We start from the raw sequence: 24,448 nt of genomic DNA on the forward strand, positions 1-24,448 counted from the left end.
AGTTCGGCCCGGAGCCGATGCGCTCCGGGCCGGTGTGATTAGCTAGCTCACCGGTCGGCGGCAGGATCGTAAAACAATTCAATCAAGCGATCGTAGTTTGCGGTTCCCACGGGGTGTTCTGCCATCAGCTCCTGCATCCGCTTCCAGGTCTTTTCGCGTGCAGCAAGGAGGTAGGCAGCTCTCGCGTCTCCTTCGAGCGAGACGACGTTCATGCCCTGAGCATCCAGCGCGGCGAAGTCTTCGTCACGCTTGGTGCGAAGTGCGTTCACGCTGTCGATCTCGTGCTGGATAGCGACATCTTGAACAATCTGACGCGCTTCGTCCGAGAGTTCATTCCAGCGATCGAGGTTCACGATCACGCCGAGGTCCGTCGAGAAGAAGCAGGGGTCGATCCGGTAGTTCAGGAACTCGTTCCACTTCAGGTCGATTAGGCCGATCTGGGTCCAGCCGGTAGCGTCAACGACGCCGCGCTGAAGTGCCGCGTAGACTTCGCCGGTTGGCAGGTCAATCACCTGAGCGCCGAGATAGTTGGTGAAGAAGGCGTTGTAGACCGCGTTACCGCGGAGTTTCAGACCTTCAACTTCGAGGTTGCCGCCAGCGTCGAAGGTCGGTGCTTCGCGGGTCCAGAGGTTGTAACAAACGCCGCTGTCGAACCAACCGACATACTTGAGGCCCATCTTTTCCTGATGGATCTCGTCGATCAGCGCGATGCCGCCATTCTCACGTGTTTCAATGGCTGTCAGATTTGAGGCCACGAGGGCGTCCTTCTCAGGGAGAGCGCCGCCGTAGAATGAGCCCGGCGTATACACCATGTCGACAATACCGTCGCGTACGGCGTCTGGCTGCTGGAACATTCCGATGGCTTCCGGTCCGCCACGCACCTCGATCTGAACGACGCCTTCACCAGCTTCGTTCACCTTTTCGACAAATGACAGGAAGCTCTGCGTGTAAATCAGCGTTTCCGGAAACGCATGGACAGCAGTGATCGTCTCTTCCGCCTGTGCCACGGCCCCAATGATCATGGAGTTGGCGACGATACCAGCAGCGAGTTGCATCTTCATGGGTAGTTCCTCCTATCCTCCGTGCCAGTGCCCTGGCGCCTAACGTGGCGAGCTATGGTGAAGCCCGCAGTCATCCAGCGGTTTCCTCTGCCGGAAACACCCACGGCAACATCCGCGCGCGCCGTGCCCGATATTCCGAGATAGCGGGGCAGTGGTGTTCTGTGAGGTCGATGTCATCCCACCCGTTCATCAGCTTTTGGGCCCACGCCCCGCTGAGAGTAAAGGGAATGTTCTGGCCACCGACCGTTATTCTTGTTGTTTCGATATTGAGGTTTAGCTCGACTTGGCCATCGCCGATCAAGGCGATCAGTTGGGCGGCATCTTCTTCGCTGATAAGCGCTGGAAGAAGGCTGTTGTTCACGGAGTTCGAGGCGAAGATGTCACCGAAACTGGGGGCAATGACGGCGCGCATGCCGTAATCGACCAAGGCGTAAACGGCGGCTTCGCGGGATGATCCGCTGCCAAAGTTGCGGCGTCCAACAAGAATACTGGCTGTCGGATGGCGATTAATCGGGAAGTGCGGATCCGGAGCGCCCTCGTTGTCCGTTCGCAGATCATGAAACAGGTATTTGCCGTAGCCATCGGCTCGCGTCGTCGACATGAACCGCGCCGGGATCAGCTGGTCCGTGTCGACATTTTCGATGTCGAGCGCAATCGCGGTGCCCTTATGCTCAGTCCAGCCCTTCATGCGGCGTCCCGTCCTTTAAGCATCGGGCGGACATCGGTCAGGTGTCCGGTGACAGCAGCAGCGGCAACCATTGCGGGCGACATCAGATGCGTTCGAGCTCCGCGACCCTGCCGGCCGCGGAAGTTGCGGTTAGTCGTGGATGCACAGCGCTTTCCCGGCCCAACACTGTCGCCATTCATGGCAACGCACATTGAACATCCGGACCGAGCCCATTCAAGGCCGGCGTCGGTGAAGATACGATCCAGTCCTTCAGCTTCGGCCTGAGACTTGATTTGCTGCGAGCCGGGCGACACCAGCCCCGGTACCTTGGCCCGGCGGCCCGCCAGTACAGCGGCGGCGGCGCGGAGGTCTTCGATACGGGCATTCGTGCAGGAGCCAATGAAGACCTGATCGATCTGCACCTCGGTCAGCGCCCTGCCTGGTGTCAGTCCCATGTAGTCGATTGCCGCGGTCACACGTTCAGCCTCAGCGTCGGGGACAGCGCTTGGGCTCGGCACCTTTGCTGTCACTGGCAAGGCGTCCTCGGGCGACGTGCCCCAGGTCACGATTGGCGCGATATCAGTGGCATCTATGCTCACATCACGGTCAAATTCGGCGTGGGAATCGCTCTGAAGTGTTTTCCAGTACGAAACCGCCTTGTCGAACGCCGCGCCCTTGGGCGCGTAAGGCCGGTTTTGGATGTAATCAAGGGTAGTGTCATCCGGCGCGATTATGCCAAACCGCGCGCCGCCTTCGATTGAGAGGTTGCAGAGCGTCATTCGGCCTTCCATCGACAGGGTGCGGACCGCATCGCCTGCATACTCGACCGCGTGTCCTTGGGCGCCGCCGGTCCCCAGCTTTGCAATCCAGGCAAGCGCGAGATCCTTGGCTCCGACACCCAGAGCCATTTTCCCAGTTACCGTGATCCGCATCGATTTCGGCTTACTCTGCCAGATCGTCTGGGTCGCAAGGACATGCGCAACCTCAGTTGCGCCGATTCCGAAGGCCAGCGCACCGAAGGCGCCGTGAGTCGACGTGTGGCTGTCGCCGCAGTTAATCAGGAGACCCGGCAGCGTCAGGCCCTGTTCGGGGCCGACCACATGGACGATGCCTTGACGCGGATCCTTGAGGCCGAAGCATGTCACGCCATGCGCCGCCGCGTTGTTCTCGAGCGTCTTGATCATCCGCGCAATTGCGGGGCTGGCCGCCGCGCCTCGCGTAGGCGCATAGTGATCAACGACGCCAAATGTCAGGTTGGGTTCCGCCACGCGCGCTCCGCGCGCGGCAAGCTTGGCGAAGGCGTGATGCGAACCCTCATGTACCAGATGCCGATCGACCCACAGAAGAGACCGCCCCTCTTCGCTCCGAAGGATCTCATGGGCGTCCCAAAGCTTATCAAGGAGCGTCGTCATATGTCGCGCGCTCCGATCACTGGTTCCCAATGGCGGGATTCCCCCGCCCCTATGCGGGTCATACTCATTTCCAACCGGAACCTGTCTGGTCTGTACAAAGCAGACAGGTGCTCGACCCCACGTCCATTCGAATCACGGACGACTCTCTCGAGCCAAAGCAGCGGCGAGCCGACAGACACCTCAAGCGCCTCGGCCACGTCAGGCCCGGCGAGCGTTGCCGTCACCGATTGATCTGCACCTTCGACTTCAACCCCGCTCCTCTCCAAGAGCCGGAACAAGGGCTGCGTGGCGAGGTCCATCTCATCGTAATTCCGGGCGATGTCTTCGGGCACATGCGTCGTCAGGTGCGAGAATGGCTCCCCGTCCGAGAGGCGCACCCGAACGGCGGTCTGAACGCGCCCGTCCTTGGCAAGCCCAAGCGAAGCGGCGACAACTTTCGATGGAACCCCGTACGAGAATGACAGTAAATGAGCCGTTGTTTTGCGATCAAATTCAACGAGTTGAGGTATCAAGGTTGCAAAGTTTGCGGCTAGCTTTTCATCTTTGCCGCGCTGTGAAAGAACGACCGACCCGGCACCGGTTTTTTTCTCGATCCACCCGTCTGCGGCCAGCGCTTCGAGGGCGCGACGCACTGTAATACGGCTGACATTCAGCATCTCTGCCAGGCGGTTCTCGCCGGGTAAGAACTCTCCCTCGGCATATCGTCCATTTGATATATCATCGCGGAGCAACAGGTATACCCGGCGCGCTTTGCCGCCTTCGGGAAGTGATGCCTGGGCGTGAATCGTCACCGCCGCATGTCTCCTGTTCGATGCCGCAACACTGGATCGGTCAAGGGGCCGGTCAACAGAACCTGACACCTCTTCGGCAATTATTTTGACCTTTTCATAATCTAATATCTGTTATATTGAAAGTACAGATTTTTGGGAGAACACATGCCGATTGTCGAGGTGCACGTACGCGAGGGCTATTCAGCAGAGAACAAATCACGGCTGGCCGCTGCGCTTGAAGACACCGTCCGGTCTGTTGTTTGTCTGGACGATGCAGCCGTGACAGTGGTGGTCCAAGAGGCGCCGCCAGAGTGCTACGCGCGGGTTAAGCCATCCCACTCTCCGGCGCTTCATGACCCGCTTCAGATCGCGCTCGATTTTCTAGCTGCGATGGAGGCCCGCGACATCAAAACCGCAGAGGCCATGTTGGCGGCCGGGTTTCGGATGACTTTTCCAGGCACCCAACCGATGGCCAGCATCGCGGAGCTGATCGGCTGGGCGAAGGGCCGGTATCAGTTCGTCAGAAAGACGATCACCTCTACCGAGGCATTTCATCAGAACGGTCGCGCCATCGTCTATGTGACTGGCACGCTTTCCGGTGCATGGCCCGACGGAGAGCCGTTCGAAGGCATCCGTTTTATTGACAGGTTCGAGATCAAGGGCGCCAAACTGATTTGCCAGGACGTCTGGAACGACATCGCCGAGGAACGACAGCAGTGAGCGACACAATCGATCCCATCACGTTGGCCGTCTTGGCCGGGCGCATGGAACAGATCGCCGACGAAATGGACGCGACGCTTTTCCGAGCGGCGTTCAATCCGATCATTGCCGAGGCGCACGACGCATCGCATGGGCTCTATCATGCCGACACCGGCGACACATTGGTGCAAGGGAAGTCGGGGCTGCCGATCTTTGTGGGCGTCATGTCCTTTGCAGTGAAGGCCGTGATCGACAAGGCAGCCGGCGCGGGTGATTTGGCCGACGGCGACACATATATCTTCAATGACGCGCATATGGGGGGCACACATCTTTCGGATATGCGTCTGGTGCGACCTTATTTCCGGGATGGAGAGTTGTTCTGCTATCTCGCCAGTGTTGGCCACTGGCACGATGTCGGTGGCGCGGTGCCGGGGAACTACAACCCATCCGCGACCGAAGCCTTTCAGGAGGCGTTTGTTCTGCCGCCGGTCAAGCTGACCCGCCGTGGCAAGATGCAGCAGGACATCATCGACATCCTTTTGCGCAACACCCGCCTCCCACAATCGGCGATGGGGGACCTGAACGGACAGCTTGGCGCGCTGGATCTGGGGCAGAAACGTCTGGACGAGCTTTTGGACGAATATGGCGCCGAAACCGTCAGAGCGGCTTTGGATGCTCTTGGAGATCGTGCGGAGACTTTGATGCGCAGCGAATTATCGGCGCTGCCCGATGGGCGTTGGGAAGCCATGGATCACCTCGACAATGATGGGATCACGGACGAAGCATTGCCAATCAAAGTTGCCCTCGAAATCGAAGGTGACCGCATGCTTCTGGATTTCGAAGGGACAGCACCCAAGACCGCTGGACCGGTCAATATCGCTCTACCAACGGCTGTGGCGACGGCGTATGTGGCGATCAAACACATCTTTCCGGACCTTCCGGCCAATGCAGGCGTCATGCGCCCGGTTAAGGTTCGGGTTCCCAATAATTCACTGTTGTCAGCGGAATTCCCGGCTCCGGTGGGTGGGTATACCGAGACTATTCTGCGCATGATCGACGTGATCTTTTCAGCCGCGTCGCAGGCCGCGCCGGATCGGGTTGTCGCGAATGCCTATGGCACCATCAACGCACTCTCCATTGCGGGCAAACGTGCCAATGGGCAGCCTTGGGTGATGTTCAGCTTTTACGGTGGTGGACACGGCGGCAGCATCGAGAGCGATGGTCTGAATCATGGCAACGCGCCGATCTCCACGGCGACAATCCCGCCAATGGAAATCCTCGAAGCCGCTTATCCAGTGATGTTCCGCCAATGGGCGCTGCGGCCCGACAGTGCAGGTGCGGGGGCGCATCGCGGCGGGTTGGGTGCCGTCTATGAGATTGAAGCCCTTGAAGAAAAATCTGAAGCCTTCCTCTTTGGTGAGCGTGGGCGGTTTTCGCCGAATGGCGTTGTCGGCGGCGAAGGTGGTGCGATGAACGTCTTTACTTATGAGCAAGACGAAGGCTGGAAAACGCCGCCACTGACGTCGAAAATGCTCGGTATCAAGCTCAAGAAAGGTCAGGCCGTCCGGCTCGAAACCCCAGGCGGTGGTGGCTATGGCCCCGCATCCGAACGCGTGCCAGAGGCGGTCGCGCGAGACGTGGCGCTTGGCTACCTGACATCTGAGAAAGCGACCGAGCTTTATGGTTCGGACTGGACGGAGGCTGGCCAATGAGCCGGATGATCGGCGTCGATGTGGGCGGAACGTTCACGGACGTGTTTGTTTTGGACGAGGCTTCAGGAACGGCGGATGTTTCCAAGGTGCCGACCACGCGGCCTGGCCAGTCCGGTGGCTTTCTGGACGGGATCGCGCGTCAGGTAGACGACCTGTCGACGGTAAACGTGGTCGTTCACGGGACGACCGCCGGGACCAACGCCTTGCTCGAGCGCAAGGGCGCGAAGATCGGGATCATCACGACCCGCGGGCTCAGGGATGTGCTCGAGATGCGACGGCGCGACCGGCCCCGGACATGGGGTCTGCGCGGCGCGTTCGATCCGGTTGTGCCCCGTGATCTTCGACTTGAAGTCTCGGAACGAACCCTGGCCGATGGAACGGTCCGAACGCCGGTCGATCTTGACGAGGTGCGCGCTGCTGTGGGGACGTTGTTGGCCGCTGATTGTCTGGCGGTGGCCATCCTCTTCGCAAACTCCTATGCCAATTCCGAGAACGAGCAGAAGGCCGTTGAAGCGGTTCGCGAAATCTGGCCAAATCCGCATGTGAGCGCATCGGCTGAGATCCTGCCGGAAATTCGTGAGTTCGAACGCTTTTCGACCACTTCGTTGAATGCCTACCTCCAGCCGGAGGTATCGGGATATCTCGACCAGCTCGATACGGCACTGAAAGGTGGTGGGTTTGGCGGCGAGTTCATGATCGTGCAGTCGAACGGTGGCGTGATGGGCACCGATACGGCCTGTCGTTTGCCGGTCCGGACGGCACTGTCGGGGCCAGCAGCGGGCGTGATCGCTGCCGGCTACATCGCCCAGACCGCTGGGTTCGACAATGTCATCACTGGCGACATTGGCGGCACGAGTTTTGATGTCGCGCTCATTTCTGATGGCAAATCGATGTTGTCACAGCAGACATCCATCGACTTTGGCATGGTCGTACGCGCCCCGATGATCGAGATCACGACAATTGGTGCCGGTGGCGGCTCCATCGCGTGGGTCGACCCGGGTGGCTTTCTGAACATTGGGCCAGAAAGTGCGGGTTCGACGCCCGGGCCAGTGGCCTATGGTCAGGGCAACACGCGGCCCACGGTTACCGACGCCAATGTCGTCCTCGGACGGATCGATCCGGACAGCCCGATTGGGGGCAAGCTCGATCGCCTGGATGTCGAAGCCGCAGCCAGGGCGATTGATGACCATGTGGGCACGAAGCTGAACCTGTCGACCGAAGCCGCGGCGGAAGCCATCTTGCGGGTGGCAAACTCTCGCATGGCGGGCGCAATCCGGCTGGTAAGCATTGAGCGTGGCTTTGATCCCAAGCGGTTTGCGTTCATGCCCTTTGGCGGCGGCGGCGCACTTCATGCGGGTGCGATACTTCAGGATGTCGGGATCGCCCGGGCGATCATCCCGCGTTATCCCGGCGTGACGAGCGCCATGGGCTGTGTCATTGCCGACATGCGGCAGGACTTTGTGCAGACGATCAACTCGCTTACTGCGACCTTGGATGTCGATGTACTTGGCAACTGGCTCCAGGGCCACGTTGACGCAGGCATGGCCCTTCTGGATGCCGCGCAGTCGCGCTTCGAAGCCCGCGAAATCGAGGTCGAGCTGGACATGGCCTATGTGGGCCAAACGCATACGGTTGCTGTGCCGCTGAAAGTCGCGGTGAAGGACCGGACAGTCGAACCGGCGACAGTTGCAGCAATCGAAGCCGCCTTTGATGCCGCTTATGCGGCGACCTTCGGACGTCTTTTGAAGAACGGCGCGCGGCGGGTGATGAACTTGCGGACGGCCGTGATTGGCAAACGCCCGAGATTTGACCTAGCAACGCTGGCACCCGAGGGAGGGAATGTGGAGGCGTCGAAGACCGGCAATCGACAGGTCCATTTCGGCAACGCATGGCACGACACTGCGATCTATGACCGGCTTTCGCTGCCGGTTGGATCTGAGATCGAAGGGCCAGCTATCTTGGTTCAGCCCGACACGACCATTCTTATCGACCCCGGCCTGACCGGGTGCGTCGATTCCTTCGGAAACACGATTATCGAACCCAGCGAGGCATGACATGATTCGCGCAATTGACCTCAAACGAACGGCACTTCTGACGATCGACCTGCAGAATGACTTTCTGCAGGTCGAGGGCGCATATGGGCGCGCGGGCCAGACATCCGAGGCAATCTCGGCCTTGCCCGAGCGAATCAAACCGCTGGCCGATGCGCTGCGCGCCAAGGGTGGTGTTTACATCAGCGCACAATTCACATTGGTTCCTGGACCGGACGGCGAGCCGCTGATCGCGCCGCACCTGAAAGAACTCCGTCCTTTCCTGGGTAAGGGTGACTTTGCGCCCGGGGCTTTGGGGCATAGCCTTGTTGACGAACTTGCACCCGCGGATTTCACCATCGAGAAGATCGCCTATTCGGCGTTCTACCAGACGCGGCTGGAGTACATTCTGCGGTATCTCGACATCGACACGCTGATCGTTGGCGGCATAGTCACCAATGGTGGGGTGGCCAGCACCGTTCGCGATGCGCATTTGCGCAATGTGCACACGATCCTGCTGTCCGACGGCTGTGCCGCTTTCAAGCAGGAGATGCACGATGCCACGCTGGTCTCGCTCGGGTCGATCACACCGATCAAGACCTGCGCCGAGATGCTGGAGAAGCTGGCATGAGCCTGCGTGCCCGCCTCAAAGCTTCGGAAATCCTTGTTGTACCGGGGGTTTACGACGGGCTGACGTCGGCGATTGCGGCCGAAGCCGGGTTCGAGGCGCTCTATCTCTCCGGCGCGGCGGTGGCGTATACCCGGCTTGGCCGGCCCGACATCGGGCTCATATCGGTTACCGAGATGACCGAAACCATGTCGCTGATCCGCGACCGTGTCGATTTGCCGGTCATCGTGGACGCCGATACCGGGTTCGGCAACGCGTTGAATGCTCAGCGCACCATGCGGTTCTTCGAGCGGGCTGGCGCGAGTGCGTTGCAGGTCGAAGATCAAACCTTTCCCAAGCGCTGTGGCCACTTGTCCGATAAGTCGCTGATCCCAATGGAAGAGATGACGGGCAAGATTGCGGCCATTGCCGATGCGCGCACCAGTGACGAAACGCTGATTATCGCGCGCACCGACGCGATTGCTGTTGAGGGCTTTGATGCGGCGCTGGAGCGGGCGAACGCTTACGTCGCCGCCGGTGCCGACGTGCTCTTTATCGAAGCGCCGCGCACCGGCGACGAGTTACGCAAAGTACCAAAACACTTCAACGGGCGTGTACCTCTTCTTGTGAACATGGTCGAAGGGGGAGCGACGCCCTTACAGGGCGCACCGGGTCTTGAAGAGATCGGGTATTCGATCGCCATCTTTCCCGGCGGTATTGTCCGGGCTTTGGCCAAGACGGCGGGCGAGTATTACGCCAGCCTGAGGGCCAACGGATCGAACCGCCCATTTGCGGATCGAATGTTTGATTTCGATGGCCTGAATGATCGTATCGGCACCAGTGAGATGCTCGCGCTCGGGCAGAACTACGAAGACAAGAAATGACAGCCGTCCGGCCAACACCGTCCGCAGGTTTCGACCTTGCGGTGCCAGTCCTTGTGATCGGCGCCGGCGCCAGCGGTATGGTTGCGGCGCTGTCGGCAGCGGACAATGCTGGCGAGGTTCTCGTGCTCGAAGCTGATGCCGTCCCGTCTGGATCAACAGCTTTGTCCGCCGGCCTGATCCCTGCTGCAGGCACTTGCTTTCAGACAGCGGTGGGCATTGAGGACGCGCCGGGCCTGCTTGCCGAGGATATCCAGCGCAAGGCCAACGGTGAAAACCCCCAGCACCTGGTGGACACGCTTGCCGGTGACGCGGGGCAGGTGATCGAATGGCTTGCGGAGCGGTTCGATCTGCCGTTCTCGGTCGTGACGGATTTCGACTATCCCGGTCATTCGCGGCGCCGCATGCATGGGCTTCCGTCGCGCTCGGGTCAGGAGTTGGTGGATCGGTTGCGCACCGCTTGCGAGGCGGAGGGCATCGATATCGTCTGTGGCCGGCGCGCTGTGACGGTGTTTCAGGATGGCGCGCGGATCACGGGGGTCGAGGTCGAGGGGCCTGAAGGCGCCGAGCGCATCGGATGTCACGCCCTGATCCTTGCCTGCAACGGGTTCGGCGGCAATCGCGAGATGGTGGCAAAGCATATGCCCCAGATCGAAGGTGCGCTCTGGTTCGGCCATGACGGCAACAAGGGCGATGCCGTGCATTGGGGTGAGGCGCTTGGAGCCGAGAGCCTACATCTGGGCGCGTATCAAGGTCATGGCAACGTTGCGACTCCGCACGGGGTCTTGATCAGTTGGGCCGTGATTACGGCGGGTGGCGTGCAGGTGAATACCGAAGGCGAGCGGTTCTGGGACGAAAGCCAAGGCTATTCTGAGGCCGCGCGTGCCGTCCTGTCGCAACCGGACGGTATTGCCTGGGCCATTTTCGATGCGCGCATCGCCGATATCGCGCGACAGTTTCAGGACTTCAAAGACGCCGAAGCTGTCGTAGCCCTACGCAGCGCCGGGACCATCGCCGACCTCGCGAAGATTTGCGATCTGCCCAAGGCAGCGCTCGAGCAGACACTGGACGCCATTCCCGAAGACGGAAAAGACCAGTTTGGCCGGCTCTTCACCGGACCCGGCCTCAAGCCGCCTTATATGGCGGTGAGAGTTACCGGGGCGCTTTTTCATACGCAGGGCGGCTTGAATATCACCTCTGACGCCCGGGTGAAACTTAAAAATGGCAAGACATCCCCGAACCTCTTTGCCGCGGGTGGCGCGGCTGTGGGCGTTTCGGGAACCGGAGATCGCGGATACCTGTCTGGCAACGGACTCTTATCCGCTGTGGTATTGGGACGCATCGCGGGGCAGCACGCCGCCGCACAAACACGAATGGGGTTATCGGATGCTTGATTCAACGAAATCGGAGCGTGGGCCTTCTTTGGCGCGATGCAACTGGGAAGACCCTTTTGGCCTGACCACGCAGCTCTGCAATGACGAACGGATGATTCTGTCGCTTGGCACTTAATTGTAAGATTGCGGCGGTTCTTGATAGGCTGGGCAGTTAATTTGAGACTATCTGTGTCGCCAGTCCCAAATTAACTGCATCTGGCGAGGGCCTGGCAGTCCGAACGGCGGGTTGATCAGATGGTCGGTTTCTTCGATGAACCGGTTTCTGTTATGTCCGAAGGTATGCGCCTGAAGCATCTGCAACACTTCCGGGCCTGCGCGCTCCACGATGGCGACGCCAGCCAGGAGTGCGGGTCGGATATGGAGTGGCACAATTGGATGCTTGGGCGAGGGCGGGAACGATCCCTCTCTGGCGATGATCTCGTAGAGGTTTGGTATGACGGCACCGAGAACTCTATAGCGCCAGAGTTTGGCGTCGCGCGGGAATGGCCAGGGCACTCTGCGTATTAGAAGGAGACAGGCGAGTTTCAGAGGTGATGTCCAGGTTTGGATGTCGCGTTCTGCATCATCTTGGAGCAGGTTCTCTCCTCGAAGTGCGGCGGCACGATATTGATCGAACGGACGGCCGCGGTCGCATTGACCCAAGTTTTGGAACGGCCGACCGCAATGCGGGCAAGTGATCCGCCATCCTTGCCGATCACAACGCAGGATTGGTCCTGGATCGGAATGACCGGAGTTGCAGCCCGAGCATCGTTGTATGGGTTTCTTTGAGATGAACCGATGTGCGGAGCTCTGAACGTTGGCAAAGGTCATCTGGTGCACGGCTTGGCATCAGTCGAGAACATCTCCGCCAGACGGCCAGCCTAGTCCCGGCTCAGTGATCGGTCGGCTATCACCAACCGATCACGCGGGATGGGCTCAAGGACATCTTCGGCAAGGAGATCAGTCGCGACTTGATCGGGCGGTTTCATGCCCGTGGGTTGATCGGGACAGGTCCGCGGTCCCCGCAGCGCGGGGCGCCTTACACCTACGTTATGACCGAGCGGTTTCTGGTCGCGTTCGATCTTGAGACACTGCACGACTTGCCGGATCGAGAGCAGTTGGAGGATGCGGCGATTGCGGCTGTCGCGGAGCTTTGAGAGGGGACAACCTAGCAACAGTTCAGTTGCCACGCATTTTCAATCGGTCGAAGTGTCAGTTGAGGAGTTTCTCCAGCTCCCCCCTCTGCTCAGCGTGTTTTCCCGGATTTTTTTGGATCAACCGTTTCAGATTGAGAAGCTTCCAACGCACGGCGGGAAGCTCAGCAGCCTGTGGTCGATCTATGGCAGAGAAGTCCGGGGTGCCATCCTGCAGGCTGAGCAGGAATTGTTTGGTGCTTTCGTCGAAACGGGATTGAATGTCCGCGATCAACTGCTTGCGTGTCACTAGTAAGTCATCGAGGTGGACGGGTGATTTGGTCATGCCCTCGAACTCACGCGCATAAGGCTGGTCGAGATCGATCAGATTGGGGCTCAGCAACTCATGCGCAGGACGTGACGAACAGGCGACGTAGATCAAGAAGGTCCGGAATAGATCGTCCGTCAGGCCTTCGTGTTCATAGAGCAGCTTCACGTCGTAAAGGTCGCGCGGGTGCTGGCGATCAACTGCAGCATTTAGCTTGCCGCCGAAAAGGTCTTCGAACGAGACAATTTGCATCTCTGCGTATCCAAACGCATCTTCCACCGCGTCGGAGACTGAACGGATTTCGGAGTCATGGACAACGCCCCGTGTGACGGGCGAGGTTTCGATCTTGATCTCGGCGCTTTCCAGACGTGCTAGCACGCGGGTGGCGCCGCCCCCACCTCCTAGAATTCGTTGAGCCCGCGCGCCCCTAATGCTCTCTTCGATTGAGGCGGCGATGCGATTCATAGCCTCGTTGATCTCGGCAAGGCTTTCAGCACGCTCTTTGATCGGCAGGTAGGTCAGGTCGATATCAACCGAGAGGCGCGGTAAATCGCGATAGAACAGGTTGATTGCCGTGCCGCCCTTGAGCGCGAAAATCTCTTCTCTAGCGACATAAGGGAGTACGCGCACCAGAAGGGCGACCTGGGCTTCATAGGTCTTACGCGCCATCGTCGACCTTCGTTCTCACAAACTCCTCCGGCACCATGATGCGGTACTGTGGGTGGATCTTTCCGCCCTTAACCAGAGCACGGTCGCCCGTCCCAAAGTCGAACGCTTTGGCATCGAGGCGTTTGCGCCAGGAGTGATCGTGGCGATCCGCGAAAACAAAAAAGATGCGCCTTACCTTGATCTTCTTGCAACTGTGCAGGAGTGCGGTGAGTAGTTTTGGTCGCAGCGTTGTCAGGCCTTCGAAAACCACATCGAGGTTATGGAAGCTCTCATGGTCTGGTAGCTCTTCAATGGCTTCCATGATCGCTCGTTCCGGTGTCGATATCCTCAACTGCCAGTCCCAAGGCGTGCTGTCCACCGACAGTGTCTTATCGCTGGTCACGCCGAGTTTTGGGTCTGCGAAGAGTGTTCGCTTGCGTTGTATGATGGTTGCGTTCAATGGGAGCTTGCCGAGCCAGGGCGGGTTCTTGTCGCCATAGATCCAGACTGGTGCTGTATGTCCTAGGCGCAAATAGTGATCGTAACCTTGTCGGGAGAGAGCGGTCATGCCCCCCACGTGGGCATTATGTCCCATGATATGCTGAAGGGAGAGAATGCAGGTCTCCCAGTCGAGTGTGTTGCTCTTTGCTCTTATGGGGCCGGGACGACGAAAAACACCGCGGTAGACACGCTCCAGCCAGCCTCGGTTGACGTAGTCTCGGAAAGACTCGTACGCGATGCCATGCGCCGTGAGCCATTTGGCATCGACGAGATAGCCTGATGGCACAGCGTCAAGCACTTTCTTCAAGTTTTGAGCGCGTCCAGTAGTCATAGCGCTTAAATTGGCATACTTTCAAAGAAATTGCCACGGAGCTCTTTATGGATTCTGTGTAAGGAGCGTCTAAAATGCCGCAGAGTGACGAAATCCACAGGAGCAGATGGTATAGTTGAAAAGATCAGACTCAGGAGAGCCAGGAGCAGCGACTGTCGCCGATGATAACTTCTCAGAGCAAATTCCTCACCCCCCCCCCGCATAGGGAGTGGCTGGGATCAGAGCTTTCCTTCCATCTTATCTTTAACTCAGCGAATTCTGGAAGGCAGCCATTCATTGCTCAAAAACTAGTACGGTCCATCGGGCCCAAGCGCATTGTGTTATTCTGACCAAGAACTCGCCTTTCAGCTCCTGAATTGATTGCAGCGATTGCCTGAGGTGTCTCTATCTTCGATAAGATTGAGGTAGTGTGCTCCCATGTCTACTTACAGCGCGGCAGACCCAAGAGGTTATTCGGTTCGGCACATTCGGTTCGGCACCATCCGCTTCGGTTTTCAGGTACTTTTTTCCGTTCCGGATAGCGATAACGACCCAGACCGACTTGCCATTTGCGCTTGTCCAAAAACGCCACGTGCCATCTTCGATACCTTTGATGGCAACGTCGAGCTTAATGCACCAAGGACCGCAACTCTTGGAGCCAGTGGCTCCGCCGATGCTGTCAATACGCCGGTCAGAGTCTGCCCCGTCTGGGATAATACAGGTGACCTAATGATCCTGTGGCATAGAGAAATATCCTTCCTTTTATGACATCCGACGATGTCGGTTTGACACGGACCCGCAGAGGTGGGTGCTCTGTGCGAGTCCTAATGTTGCGGGGTCATCGGCTTAGCAGTCAGGGAGATTGTCCGAGTTGTTGCTCGAAGACTTGTCGGCGGTTGAGCGGAGGTATTTTCCGGTTGTTCCGTTCACCACGGTGCTGTTGACACGAGATGTACCAGCTTGCTGGACGTAGTACGTGTGCGTGCCGTTTTCGATATCGCGGATCGCATCAGCCTTCTGCCGCGGAGACCATGCCTCGCCTGATTTGCAAAGTTTGGTAATGTCGCCGTCCTTGTGTGCTGAAAGGCCAGATTTGGTCGGATTGGTCACCTAGGCGGTCACTTGTGCAATTTGCGTTGGCAAAGCTTTTACAAACTGATGTCTAAATCAAATGCTTTGAGATCACACAAAGCGTTGGGCTATCTAGGGAGGGAATCTCATAGGCGACAACGAGTTTTAGTGGTCAGTGCCGATGTCGAAGAACTGAAGATACTTGTCGATGGCCCGTGCAATCTCTTCCTGCGGTTTGGCGGGCTCCGGCATGCGGTAGATATGCTGGCGTATGCCGATGTAAACAATTCCGCCATGCAGGTTCCAAACATCTTCCATCTTTGGCGGGCTGTCCGAGCGGGCCAGCGCTTCGGTTTCCGCCAAGAGCGGGCTTAGGATGACCTCACCCAAATGCCTGAGGTAGCGGCGGTTGAGAGTTGCGCCTGCCAGCCCCGAGAACATGAAAATCCGCATCCACTCCCATTCGAAGATCAAAGCGCTGTATTCACTGTAAAATGCGAGAAGTCGTTGGCGTAACGGCACACTGCGGTCTGTCAGGCGTTCGGGCCAATCGGGGGACAGCCGACCGATATACACCTTTTCATAAACCGCATCGATCAGTTCATCTTTGGTCGCAAAGTAACTAAAGATCAGCGATTGCGTTACCCCAAGGCGCCGGGCCAATTCGCGCGTTTTACCCTCGAGACCGACTTCGGCAAAAAACAACACGGCTTCGTCAACAATCTGTTGGCGGCGCTCTGCTGGGGGCAGGCGTTTTCGCGTCGCGCTTTCTTCGCCATCACGGGCGGGATTTGTTGTCGGTTCGTTCATCAGGCGCTCCCGCAGTTTGGTAGAGACAAAAAATTTTTCTTGCAACGACTCACTTTTAAAGATCATCTGCTCAATATAATTGATCAAGCGCTTAATAAGGTGCGGATTGCAAAAGGGGGGAGGACGCTATGAAGGCATCAGCGGGTGGCTATGCCCGGGCTGAGAGCGTTGGACATGCTCTTGAATTGCTGACGGCGTCGGACGGTCAAGGTCGCGTGTTGGCGGGCGGTCAAAGTTTGATCGCCGCAATGAATATGCGCCTTTCGAACGGTGATATGCTGGTCGATATCTCAAACATTAGCGACTTGTCTGGCGTCACCCTTGATGGTGACACCCTTCGGATTGGCGCTCTGACACGCCACGCCCAGGTGGGCAGTGACCCCCATGTAAAAGCGCAAGCACCATTGTTGACGACCGCTGTCGGGCACATTGCCCACGCCGCCATCCGCAATCGCGGCACGATTGGCGGGGCACTGGCGCATGCGGACCCTGCGGCGGAATTCCCGGCCTGCGCATTGGCATTGGGCGCGACGATCCATGTCGAAGGGCCGGATGGGGTGCGCAGCATCCCTGCGGAAGACTTTTTTGAAGAGGTCTTCACAACCGCTTTGAACGAAGACGAGATTTTGACCTCGATCACAGTGCCGATCACAGAGCCAGACGAGGTACAGGTTCTTGAAGAGGTCGTGCGCCGCTCGGGTGATTATGCGATGGTTGGTCTTTGCCTTGTCAAACGCGCGGCAGGCCACCGCATCTCGCTGTTTTCGGTTGGACCAAAGCCTATTCTGGCGACCTCTTCGATGGCCGCGCTGGATGGGGGCGATCTGGACGCGGCGGTTGCGGCTTTGGCGTCCGAGATGGACCCACCGTCTGACACACAGGCAAGTGCTGCGTATCGTCGGCACCTTGCTGGCGTCCTGCTGCGTCGCGCGTTTGCCCGTTTGGAAGGAGAAGCCGCATGACCGAATTGTTTCGTGACAGAGTCGACGTGTCTTTAACCGTCAATGGTGAACCGGTTGAGGCTCGTGTGCCTGCAGGACAGCACATGATCGACTTTTTGCGCCTCGAATTGGGGCTGACTGGTGCGTATGCGAGTTGTGAACACGGCGTCTGCGGCGCGTGTACGATCCGCGTTGATGGCGACGCGGTGCGCGGCTGCCTGATGTTGGCGGCACAGGCGGACGGGGCTGAGGTCTGGACGGTCGAAGGCCTGACAGACACCGCTGTGATCAGGGATTTGCAGGATGCCTTTGTGGCGCGCAATGCGTTGCAGTGCGGGTTCTGCACACCTGGCATGCTCGTCTCGGCAGAAGAATTACTGTCCAAAGGCGGGACGCCAAGCCGAGCAGAAATCCGAGAGCATCTGTCAGGCAATTACTGCCGCTGCACTGGTTACGAGGCCATCATTGATGCTGTTGAGCGTGCCGCGCAGCAGCGCGCCGGGAATGAGCAAGCATGACGATCCCCTTCAACAACCCTAACCGTCCGAATTCTTATATCGGCAGGACAGTTCCACGTCCGAATGCGACCAAGCTGGTGCAGGGTAGAGGGCGTTATGTTGATGACATCGTGCTGCCAAGGATGCTTCACGTCGCGTTTTCACGGTCGCCCGTTGCGCACGCAAAAATTGGTGAGATTGATCTCGACGAAGCCAAAGCAGTCAAAGGCGTTTTGGGCGTCTTTACTGGCACGGATTTGGCCAAGGTGTGTACACCTTGGGTCGCCGTTCTTGCACATCTTAAAGGGCTGAAATCTCCACCTCAACATCCGCTTGCCATGGACCGCGCCTGTTGGGTTGGAGAGCCGGTCGTTGCTGTTGTCGCAACCACGCGCGCAGCGGCGGAAGAGGCGGTTTCGCTGGTCATGGTCGACTACGAGGACCTGCCCGTTGTCACGGACACCATGTCCGCGCTGGATAAGAACACGCCTGTCATTCATCCGGATTTGGGTGACAATCTCGCGTTTCGTCGACTGCACGAAGAAGGCGATGTCGACGCTGTGTTCGAGACCGCGCAGAAGGTTGTGTCAGCCAGCTTCAAAACTGCGCGCCACACCGGCGTCACGCTCGAGCCGCGTTCGATCCTTGTCGATTGGAACCCTGCCGAAGGGCAGATGACCGCGTATCATGCAACGCAGGCGCCGCACATGATGCAGGCCGTTCTTGCCAAGCATCTGGACATTCCAGAAAGCTGCGTGCGTGTCATTTGCGGTGATGTTGGCGGGTCGTATGGCATCAAGGTTCATGTCTATCCCGATGAGGTGGCAACGGCTGCCATTGCCAAAGTGATGGGACGCCCGATCAAATTCATCGCGGATCGTCTCGAAAGCTACACCACAGACATCCACGCGCGCGATCACGAGATCGAGGCCAAGATTGCCGTTGATGAAAACGGAATAATTCTTGCCATGGACGTTGATGACTGGACTGGGATCGGGCCGTACTCGGTGTATCCGCGTACTTCTGCGATCGAAGGCAATCAGGTCGTGAACCTGTGTGGGGGCCCTTATGACTTCGCCAATTACCGGGCACAGACCACGGTTGTGTTTCAGAACAAGGCTCCAACCTGTCAGTATCGCGCGGTGGGGCATCCTATCGCGGTTGCCATCACCGAAGGGTTGGTGGACATGGCGGCCGCAGAGATCGGAATGGACCCGGTCGAGATACGGCGGCGCAATATGTACGGGGACGATGCGTATCCGGTAACATCACCTGCCAAGATGAAGTTCGAGGGCCTGTCGCACCATGCGTCGATGGACAAGCTGATAGAGATGATGGACTATGACGCGTTGCGCGCCGATCAGGCTGAGGCCCGTAAGCAGGGCAAGTATCGCGGCATCGGCATAGCGTCTTTCATCGAGCTGACGAACCCGTCGCCTTTCATGTACGGCATCGGCGGCGCGCGGATCTCAGCACAGGACGGCTGCACAGTGCGAATGGACCCGGATGGGTCGGTTGTGGCGATGTCCGGCGTGACTGAACAAGGGCAGGGCACCGAAGCGATGTTAAGTCAGGTTGTGGCCGAAGGCGTCGGCGTGAGCCCGTCCAATGTGCGAGTGATCACAGGCGATACGCAAGTCACGCCCTATGGCGGCGGCACATGGGCCTCGCGCGGCGCGGGCATTGGCGGAGAGGCGGCCTTGCAAGCGGCAATCGCATTGCGCGGGTCGATCCTTGAGGTTGCTGCGGCGATGCTTCAGGCCGAGGCAGACAAACTCGATATCCGTGATGGTCAGGTCGTCGATGGTAGCACCGGTGAGGTGCGTATGCCGCTCGAAGAGCTGGGGCGTATCGTGTATTTTCGAGGAGATACGCTGCCCGAAGACCTCCCGCGCGAATTGGTCCAGACGAGGCACTTCATTACGACGGAGTACCCCTTCGCCTTCACCAACGGTGTTCAGGCGTCGTACTTGGAGGTTGATACTGATACAGGCGTTGTCACCCTACTCAAGCACTGGTGCGTCGAAGACTGTGGTCGCGTAATCAATCCACAGCTGGTGGATGAACAGATCCGGGGAGGGATCGTTCAGGGCCTTGGCGGCGCGCTTTACGAGGAAATCCATTATGATGAGGACGGTCAGCTTCTGAACGGGTCGATGGCCGATTACCTTGTTCCGATGGCTGCCGAGATGCCGGATATGCAGATCGGCCATGTGGAGACGCCCACCCAGGAAAGCGAACTTGGGGCGAAGGGCGCGGGCGAGGCCGGGACCGCCGGAGCCCCCGCGGCCGTGATGAACGCCATCAACGATGCACTGCGCCCGCTTGGAGCGCAGGTGACTGAAATGCCTTTCACGCCGGAACGTATCCTGCGGGCGGTGCGCAAAATCAACGACTGAACCAAAAGGGCGCCGGGGAGTGCGCCGCTCATAGGGAGGACAATCATGAAACTTGCAACCTTTACCACGGTCACCGCCTTGCTGGTGGGCAGTGCGGCCTTCGCGCAGCAAAGCATCACTGTGAACATTGGCTCTTCGCATCCAGAGGCCAATATCTGGGTCTATGCGATGAAGAACACGTTCCAGCCCGAGGTGAATCGGATCCTCGCCGAGAATGGCAATGAGTATCAGGTGAACTGGTCGGAAAACTACGCCGGAATCCTATATAAGTTCACCGACACCCGCGAAGCTGTGATGGATGGCATTGTTGATATCGGCATGGTCGGTACGGTTTGGGAAGGGGCGAACATGCCGCTTCAGAACGTAACCTACTTTACACCGTTCGCCACCGAAGATCACCGGATGATCATCGAGATTTTTGACGATCTTTCCGAGAACCTGCCTGAACTAAGAAACAGCTGGTCCGAAAACGGCATGGTTCACCTGTCGTCCTTGATCACGGACAGCTACGACATTTACGGCACGTTCCCGGTCAATTCTCTGGCTGATCTGCAGAACCGCAAGCTGAACGCGCCGGGCACGTCGGCCAACTGGCTGCGCGATACGGGTGCCACGCCCGTCGATGGCGCGTTGACTACGTACTACACCAACATCCAGACCGGTGTAACCGAAGGCACGTTGTCCTTTGCGTCGGGCATCCTGCCTACACGCGTGTACGAAGTTGCACCGGAACTGACCCGCGTTGGCATCGGATCTATGTATTTCGGCGGTATCGCGGCGAATGAGGATTTCTTCGGTGGCCTGCCAGAGCCTGTTCAGCGCGCAATGCGCGAAGCAGCGCAAGCCACATCAATCGCACATGGTGATTATGTGGGTGACCTTGCAGAGCGCGCCTTGGAAGAGATGCAAGCAGCAGGTTTGACGATTCACCAACTGCCCGACGTAGAAAAGGCGGCTTGGGTTAATGGCCTGCCCAATATTATCGAGCCGTGGCTAGAGCAGACAGGCGATGCCGGTAAAACCGTGCTTAAGGCCTATTTCGATGCGCTGCGCGAAAGAGGTGCCACGCCGCTCCGCAATTGGGACGAAGATCTTTAAGATCAAAATCTGAACATCGCGCCCGTCCGAACCCATGTGGATCGGGCGGGTGTCACTTTGTCAGCAGGACACCCGGCATGAGCGATGAAGACACATCTGAGCTTCGAAAGGACCGCTTTATTCCGGCCTTTTCCGACGCTCCTTACGGCGCTGTTCTCGGATCTGTTGCTGCTGCAATGTCGGCAGTTGGGACGGCGAGCATCGGCGCGCTGATGCTTTTAATCGTCGCCGATGTGGTTGGGCGCAACTTTCTGGATGCGCCGATCACCGGTGTGTCCGAAATCGCGGCCCGTGCCGTTGTTGCCATCGTCTTTTTGCAAGTTCCAGCGGCGATCCTGCAACTGCGACTGACCCGCGCCGATTTCCTTGTCCGCCGCCTGCAAAAATCGACACCCAAGGTGGTGGCCGGGCTTGAATCTGTGTTTTGTCTTGCCGGAGCGATTGTGTTTGCGCTGATCCTTTTGGCGTCTTGGCCCAAGTTTCTGAGTGCTTGGCAAAGTACTGATTTTTTCGGCGTGCAAGGCGTCTGGACCATCCCAACCTGGCCGTTCCGGGGGATCACCATTTTGGGCTGCACTGTCGCAGCACTTGCTGCACTTTACCGAGCCCGCGCAGAACTCCGCGGCCTGAGGAGCACCGCATGACCACTCTGACTATTGGTTTCATCCTGATCGCGGTGCTGATCGCCTTGGTGCTGCTCGGGATGCAGATCTCCTATGCGCTCTTTGGCGTGGCGTTTGTGGGGATCTGGATCATTCGCGGCAATATCGACTTGTCGTTCCGGATGCTTGAACTGACGGCCTATTCGGGTATCGCAGATTACCTGTTTGCCACCATTCCATTGTTTGTTCTGATGGGGCTTCTGGTCAGTGTGTCCGATGTCGGGCGCGACACGTTCGAAGTGGCGGAAGAACTGTTGCGCCGCATGATTTGCGGGCTCGGTGTCGCTACAGTTGCCGCGAATACCATTTTTGCTGCGGTCACGGGCGTGTCCATCGCATCGGCAGCCGTCTTTACCCGCGTCGCACTGCCAGAGATGACGCGCCACGGTTATCGCCCCGCCTTTTCCGCAGGCACCGTTGCCGGATCCTCTGTTCTGGGCATGCTGATCCCGCCGTCACTTTTGCTGATCATCTATGGCGTGCTGGCCGAGGTTTCGATCGGTGGTATGTTCATTGCCGGGATCATTCCAGGGCTGATGCTGGCGCTGGGGTTTGTGGTGATGTTGATCGGGATCACGATTGTCTATCCGAAATTCGTGCTGAACGATCCCGACGCAGTGCGTGAGCGGCGGCTGAACCGGGATTTTACCCCAATGCCACTGCGGCAACTGGTGCTTAAACTCATTCCGATCCTTCTGTTGGTTTTGCTGGTGCTCGGTGGTCTTTACACTGGGTTCTTTACCCCGACGGAAGCGGGCGGGATCGGTGCATTTGGTGCGTTGATCGTGGCGGTGTCGCGCCGCAGTCTGGATCGGCACAAGCTCTGGCAAGTGATGAAGCAAACCGGGGTGATCTCGGTGTCGATCCTGCTGTTGCTGATCGCCGCATCCTTTTATTCCCGGATGCTGGCCATCGCCGGGCTGCCAAATGCTATCGCGGGATTGGTTACCGATTCAGGCTTTGGCTCGCTTGGGTTTCTGTTCTTTTATGCGGTGATTATCCTGTTGATGGGGATGATCCTCGACAGCACGTCAATCCTGCTAATCATGGTGCCTATCGCGACCCCAATCGCGCAAGGCCTTGGCATTGACCTTATGCATTTCGGTATTGTCACGGTGCTCGCGGTTGAGATCGGGCTGTTGACACCACCTTTCGGGATTTCGGTTTTTACGGTGCATAACACTCTTAACGATCCGGATGTTTCGGTTGAACAAATCTTTGCGGCGACCCTGCCCTTCATCGCTGTGGTGATGCTCGTTCTGGTGATCGTGGCGCTCGTTCCGGCAACTGTGACCTTGTTTTTGTAATGAAACTGCTCGGGGCATCGTTTTTGTCACTTGGCACTTAACTTGACACTCCGCGGGCCTCCAGTTTCAAATCAACTGCATCTGGCGGGGACCTGGTAGCCCGAACGCCGGGCTGATCAGATGGTCGGTTTCTTCGACGAACCGGGTTCTGTTGTGTCCGAAGGTATGCGCCTGAAGCATCTGCAGCATCTCCGGGTGTCCCTGTACGTTAGTTTATCAGCATTCATCCGGAAATTATCCTTAAATATCAACGAGGGTTTGTACCGTTAATTGCAGTATTGGACCCTTAATTTCCAGACGGTCGAAACTGTGGAAAACTCTGCTCTCTCCTGATCGTGCGCTTACGGATATGGCCTTTATAATAAATATCGGGCGTTGAGTGTCGGGCTGCAGCGCAGCCTGTGGGCATATTGCAATTAAGGGTACAAGTTTGCCAGAAAAGGCGTCCAATCCGCATAATCTGGTTAATTATGGTTCTCTGATTACGGCCTTGTCAAGTGGTTGAGCGATGTGTCCGTTCAGGGTCATGGTTCTCTCCGAGGTCGCGGGTTTCGCACCTCACGATAGTGTTCGGTGGCGGATCGTCTCCAATGTACGGTGCGGGCTCTTTCGGCCCATACCCGGAAATGCGTGCGGCTGTCTCAGAGCAGGCTGCATAAGTTCGAGCCGCAGTCGACGTAGACGCAGTCCTCGCGGAAATCGAAATGCACGCTTGGCAATTGGGGCAGGGAGAAGAGCGCATTTATCGAGAGCGAATGTTAGACATGGGCCTATTCCTGAACCCTTTGGTTGTGATTGGTCCATATCCAATTGCTGCGTTAGATCCGCTTCATTTGCCGTCGCACACTTACGGACTTGACGAGCCGCCGCATTACGTAAGTTGGTACAATCAGCTCAAGCAGGAGTTTGTTGCCGCGCGCTTACTCTTCCACGAAGCTATCGAGGGTTCGCCATTTGAGGATCGGGGAAGGCGCTTTGCCGATGACGGAACTCAATTAATCGATACGTTGGACTACCCGGAGTTCTCCATAGGCGTTGAAAAACTGCGGTTTTCCTTTCGAGCAGCTTATGGGCTGCTCGATAAGCTAGCGGGATTCTTGAACACATATTTCAAGTTGGAGAGGCGACCGAACCAAGTCGGCCTTAGAGGCATATGGTACACTGACACAAGATGTAGAGATACACTTGCTTCGCCATTTGAGAACCGTCCCAACCTTGCGCTGCGTGGTCTTTACTGGCTCTCCTTCGACATCCTGGGGCATAAAGGCCGCAGCGATCTCTGCTGACAACCTCGATCGTCGGGCGCTTTTGCAGCCCTGTCTTGACGCTCTCGACGCTGCGATCATCCAGGATATCAACGGCTGATCTCTTCTCGAGATCGACCATGATCGTTCCGTAGTGTGACGAACGCCGCCAGCTCCAGTCATCAATGCCGAGAACACGAACGTCATCAGGCTGCGCTGCGCTTGGCACATTCCGCTTCAACTGGCGCAGAACCGTATTGTCGCTGATGGGCATTCCCGACCGATGC

At 58.0% G+C, this 24,448-nt stretch carries 24 protein-coding genes and 2 pseudogenes; 15 read left to right on the top strand and 11 right to left on the bottom strand.

Features of this window, described 5'->3' with window-relative positions; all coding sequences use genetic code 11:
- Positions 1 to 47 precede the first annotated feature (47 nt).
- The 4 genes from dctP to GTF44_RS19385 all read right to left on the bottom strand — a co-directional run bounded on the left by dctP (position 48) and on the right by GTF44_RS19385 (position 3,931).
- Positions 48 to 1,061: a TRAP transporter substrate-binding protein DctP gene (dctP, locus tag GTF44_RS19370; protein ID WP_171562503.1), complete on the bottom strand. Its 1,014-nt coding sequence runs from the start codon at positions 1,059 to 1,061 to the stop codon at positions 48 to 50.
- Positions 1,062 to 1,131: 70 nt separating this feature from the next.
- On the bottom strand, positions 1,132 to 1,749 hold the full coding sequence (leuD, locus tag GTF44_RS19375) for a 3-isopropylmalate dehydratase small subunit (protein WP_171562502.1): 618 nt from the start codon (positions 1,747 to 1,749) through the stop codon (positions 1,132 to 1,134).
- Positions 1,746 to 3,140 carry a 3-isopropylmalate dehydratase large subunit gene (leuC, locus tag GTF44_RS19380; protein WP_171562501.1) on the bottom strand — a complete coding sequence of 465 codons (1,395 nt, stop codon included), beginning with the start codon at positions 3,138 to 3,140 and terminating at the stop codon, positions 1,746 to 1,748. Before leuC ends, leuD begins: the two co-directional genes overlap by 4 nt.
- Complete coding sequence (locus GTF44_RS19385) at positions 3,137 to 3,931, bottom strand: UTRA domain-containing protein (protein ID WP_171562500.1); 795 nt, start codon at positions 3,929 to 3,931, stop codon at positions 3,137 to 3,139. Before GTF44_RS19385 ends, leuC begins: the two co-directional genes overlap by 4 nt.
- Positions 3,932 to 4,075: 144 nt before the next feature.
- Between GTF44_RS19385 and GTF44_RS19390 the strand changes: the two genes are divergently transcribed.
- The 8 genes and pseudogenes from GTF44_RS19390 to GTF44_RS19425 all read left to right on the top strand — a co-directional run.
- Positions 4,076 to 4,630: a tautomerase family protein gene (locus GTF44_RS19390; RefSeq protein ID WP_171562499.1), complete on the top strand. Its 555-nt coding sequence runs from the start codon at positions 4,076 to 4,078 to the stop codon at positions 4,628 to 4,630.
- Complete coding sequence (locus GTF44_RS19395) at positions 4,627 to 6,321, top strand: hydantoinase B/oxoprolinase family protein (RefSeq protein WP_171562498.1); 1,695 nt, start codon at positions 4,627 to 4,629, stop codon at positions 6,319 to 6,321. Before GTF44_RS19390 ends, GTF44_RS19395 begins: the two co-directional genes overlap by 4 nt.
- Positions 6,318 to 8,375, top strand: coding sequence for a hydantoinase/oxoprolinase family protein (locus tag GTF44_RS19400; RefSeq protein WP_171562497.1), 2,058 nt, complete (start codon positions 6,318 to 6,320; stop codon positions 8,373 to 8,375). The genes GTF44_RS19395 and GTF44_RS19400 overlap by 4 nt, the downstream gene beginning before the upstream one ends.
- A gap of 1 nt (position 8,376) precedes the next feature.
- Positions 8,377 to 8,982, top strand: a complete 606-nt coding sequence (locus GTF44_RS19405; RefSeq protein WP_171562495.1) for a cysteine hydrolase family protein — start codon at positions 8,377 to 8,379, stop codon at positions 8,980 to 8,982.
- Positions 8,979 to 9,842: an oxaloacetate decarboxylase gene (locus tag GTF44_RS19410; RefSeq protein WP_171562494.1), complete on the top strand. Its 864-nt coding sequence runs from the start codon at positions 8,979 to 8,981 to the stop codon at positions 9,840 to 9,842. The genes GTF44_RS19405 and GTF44_RS19410 overlap by 4 nt, the downstream gene beginning before the upstream one ends.
- Positions 9,839 to 11,233 (top strand): FAD-dependent oxidoreductase, encoded by a 1,395-nt coding sequence (locus tag GTF44_RS19415; RefSeq protein WP_171562493.1) that lies wholly within the window; start codon positions 9,839 to 9,841, stop codon positions 11,231 to 11,233. Before GTF44_RS19410 ends, GTF44_RS19415 begins: the two co-directional genes overlap by 4 nt.
- 234 nt (positions 11,234 to 11,467) lie before the next feature.
- Positions 11,468 to 11,740, top strand: coding sequence for a hypothetical protein (locus tag GTF44_RS19420; protein WP_171562492.1), 273 nt, complete (start codon positions 11,468 to 11,470; stop codon positions 11,738 to 11,740).
- A 371-nt stretch (positions 11,741 to 12,111) separates the two neighbouring features.
- Positions 12,112 to 12,369: pseudogene (locus GTF44_RS19425) on the top strand (SMC-Scp complex subunit ScpB); the annotation flags it as partial.
- 55 nt (positions 12,370 to 12,424) lie between these two features.
- Here GTF44_RS19425 and GTF44_RS19430 read toward each other — a convergent pair.
- From GTF44_RS19430 to GTF44_RS19450, 5 genes are all read right to left on the bottom strand, one after another.
- Complete coding sequence (locus tag GTF44_RS19430) at positions 12,425 to 13,342, bottom strand: nucleotidyl transferase AbiEii/AbiGii toxin family protein (protein ID WP_171562491.1); 918 nt, start codon at positions 13,340 to 13,342, stop codon at positions 12,425 to 12,427.
- Positions 13,332 to 14,153, bottom strand: coding sequence for a type IV toxin-antitoxin system AbiEi family antitoxin domain-containing protein (locus GTF44_RS19435; protein WP_171562490.1), 822 nt, complete (start codon positions 14,151 to 14,153; stop codon positions 13,332 to 13,334). Before GTF44_RS19435 ends, GTF44_RS19430 begins: the two co-directional genes overlap by 11 nt.
- 384 nt (positions 14,154 to 14,537) lie before the next feature.
- Complete coding sequence (locus GTF44_RS22610) at positions 14,538 to 14,849, bottom strand: DUF3892 domain-containing protein (protein ID WP_367383655.1); 312 nt, start codon at positions 14,847 to 14,849, stop codon at positions 14,538 to 14,540.
- A 129-nt stretch (positions 14,850 to 14,978) separates the two neighbouring features.
- A complete protein-coding gene (locus GTF44_RS22210) occupies positions 14,979 to 15,242 on the bottom strand; it encodes a DUF3892 domain-containing protein (protein WP_171562488.1) in 264 nt (87 codons plus the stop codon).
- 126 nt (positions 15,243 to 15,368) lie between these two features.
- Positions 15,369 to 16,100 carry a TetR/AcrR family transcriptional regulator gene (locus tag GTF44_RS19450; RefSeq protein WP_253261359.1) on the bottom strand — a complete coding sequence of 244 codons (732 nt, stop codon included), beginning with the start codon at positions 16,098 to 16,100 and terminating at the stop codon, positions 15,369 to 15,371.
- A gap of 41 nt (positions 16,101 to 16,141) precedes the next feature.
- On the opposite strand from GTF44_RS19450, the gene GTF44_RS19455 reads away from it, so the two are divergent.
- From GTF44_RS19455 to GTF44_RS19480, 6 genes are all read left to right on the top strand, one after another.
- A complete protein-coding gene (locus GTF44_RS19455; protein ID WP_171562486.1) occupies positions 16,142 to 16,975 on the top strand; it encodes a xanthine dehydrogenase family protein subunit M in 834 nt (277 codons plus the stop codon).
- Positions 16,972 to 17,472: a (2Fe-2S)-binding protein gene (locus GTF44_RS19460; RefSeq protein ID WP_171562484.1), complete on the top strand. Its 501-nt coding sequence runs from the start codon at positions 16,972 to 16,974 to the stop codon at positions 17,470 to 17,472. The genes GTF44_RS19455 and GTF44_RS19460 overlap by 4 nt, the downstream gene beginning before the upstream one ends.
- The gene (locus tag GTF44_RS19465) at positions 17,469 to 19,850 is read left to right on the top strand and encodes a xanthine dehydrogenase family protein molybdopterin-binding subunit (RefSeq protein WP_171562483.1); all 2,382 of its coding nucleotides are present in this window, start codon (positions 17,469 to 17,471) and stop codon (positions 19,848 to 19,850) included. The genes GTF44_RS19460 and GTF44_RS19465 overlap by 4 nt, the downstream gene beginning before the upstream one ends.
- Before the next feature lie 45 nt (positions 19,851 to 19,895).
- Positions 19,896 to 20,948 (top strand): C4-dicarboxylate TRAP transporter substrate-binding protein, encoded by a 1,053-nt coding sequence (locus GTF44_RS19470; protein WP_171562481.1) that lies wholly within the window; start codon positions 19,896 to 19,898, stop codon positions 20,946 to 20,948.
- A gap of 77 nt (positions 20,949 to 21,025) precedes the next feature.
- Entirely contained in the window at positions 21,026 to 21,592 is a 567-nt protein-coding gene (locus GTF44_RS19475) for a TRAP transporter small permease subunit (protein WP_171562479.1), read from the top strand.
- The gene (locus tag GTF44_RS19480) at positions 21,589 to 22,917 is read left to right on the top strand and encodes a TRAP transporter large permease (RefSeq protein WP_171562477.1); all 1,329 of its coding nucleotides are present in this window, start codon (positions 21,589 to 21,591) and stop codon (positions 22,915 to 22,917) included. Before GTF44_RS19475 ends, GTF44_RS19480 begins: the two co-directional genes overlap by 4 nt.
- A gap of 66 nt (positions 22,918 to 22,983) precedes the next feature.
- Here GTF44_RS19480 and GTF44_RS22460 read toward each other — a convergent pair whose 3' ends face one another.
- A complete protein-coding gene (locus GTF44_RS22460) occupies positions 22,984 to 23,106 on the bottom strand; it encodes a hypothetical protein (protein WP_301270783.1) in 123 nt (40 codons plus the stop codon).
- A 575-nt stretch (positions 23,107 to 23,681) separates the two neighbouring features.
- On the opposite strand from GTF44_RS22460, the gene GTF44_RS22615 reads away from it, so the two are divergent.
- Complete coding sequence (locus tag GTF44_RS22615; RefSeq protein WP_216369037.1) at positions 23,682 to 24,203, top strand: LA2681 family HEPN domain-containing protein; 522 nt, start codon at positions 23,682 to 23,684, stop codon at positions 24,201 to 24,203.
- Here GTF44_RS22615 and GTF44_RS22215 read toward each other — a convergent pair.
- A pseudogene (locus tag GTF44_RS22215) lies at positions 24,175 to 24,448 on the bottom strand (transposase); the annotation flags it as partial. The gene GTF44_RS22615 and the pseudogene GTF44_RS22215 overlap by 29 nt on opposite strands.

The sequence above is a fragment of the Roseobacter sp. HKCCD6576-2 genome (assembly GCF_013179285.1).
GTDB lineage: Bacteria > Pseudomonadota > Alphaproteobacteria > Rhodobacterales > Rhodobacteraceae > Rhodophyticola > Rhodophyticola oceani.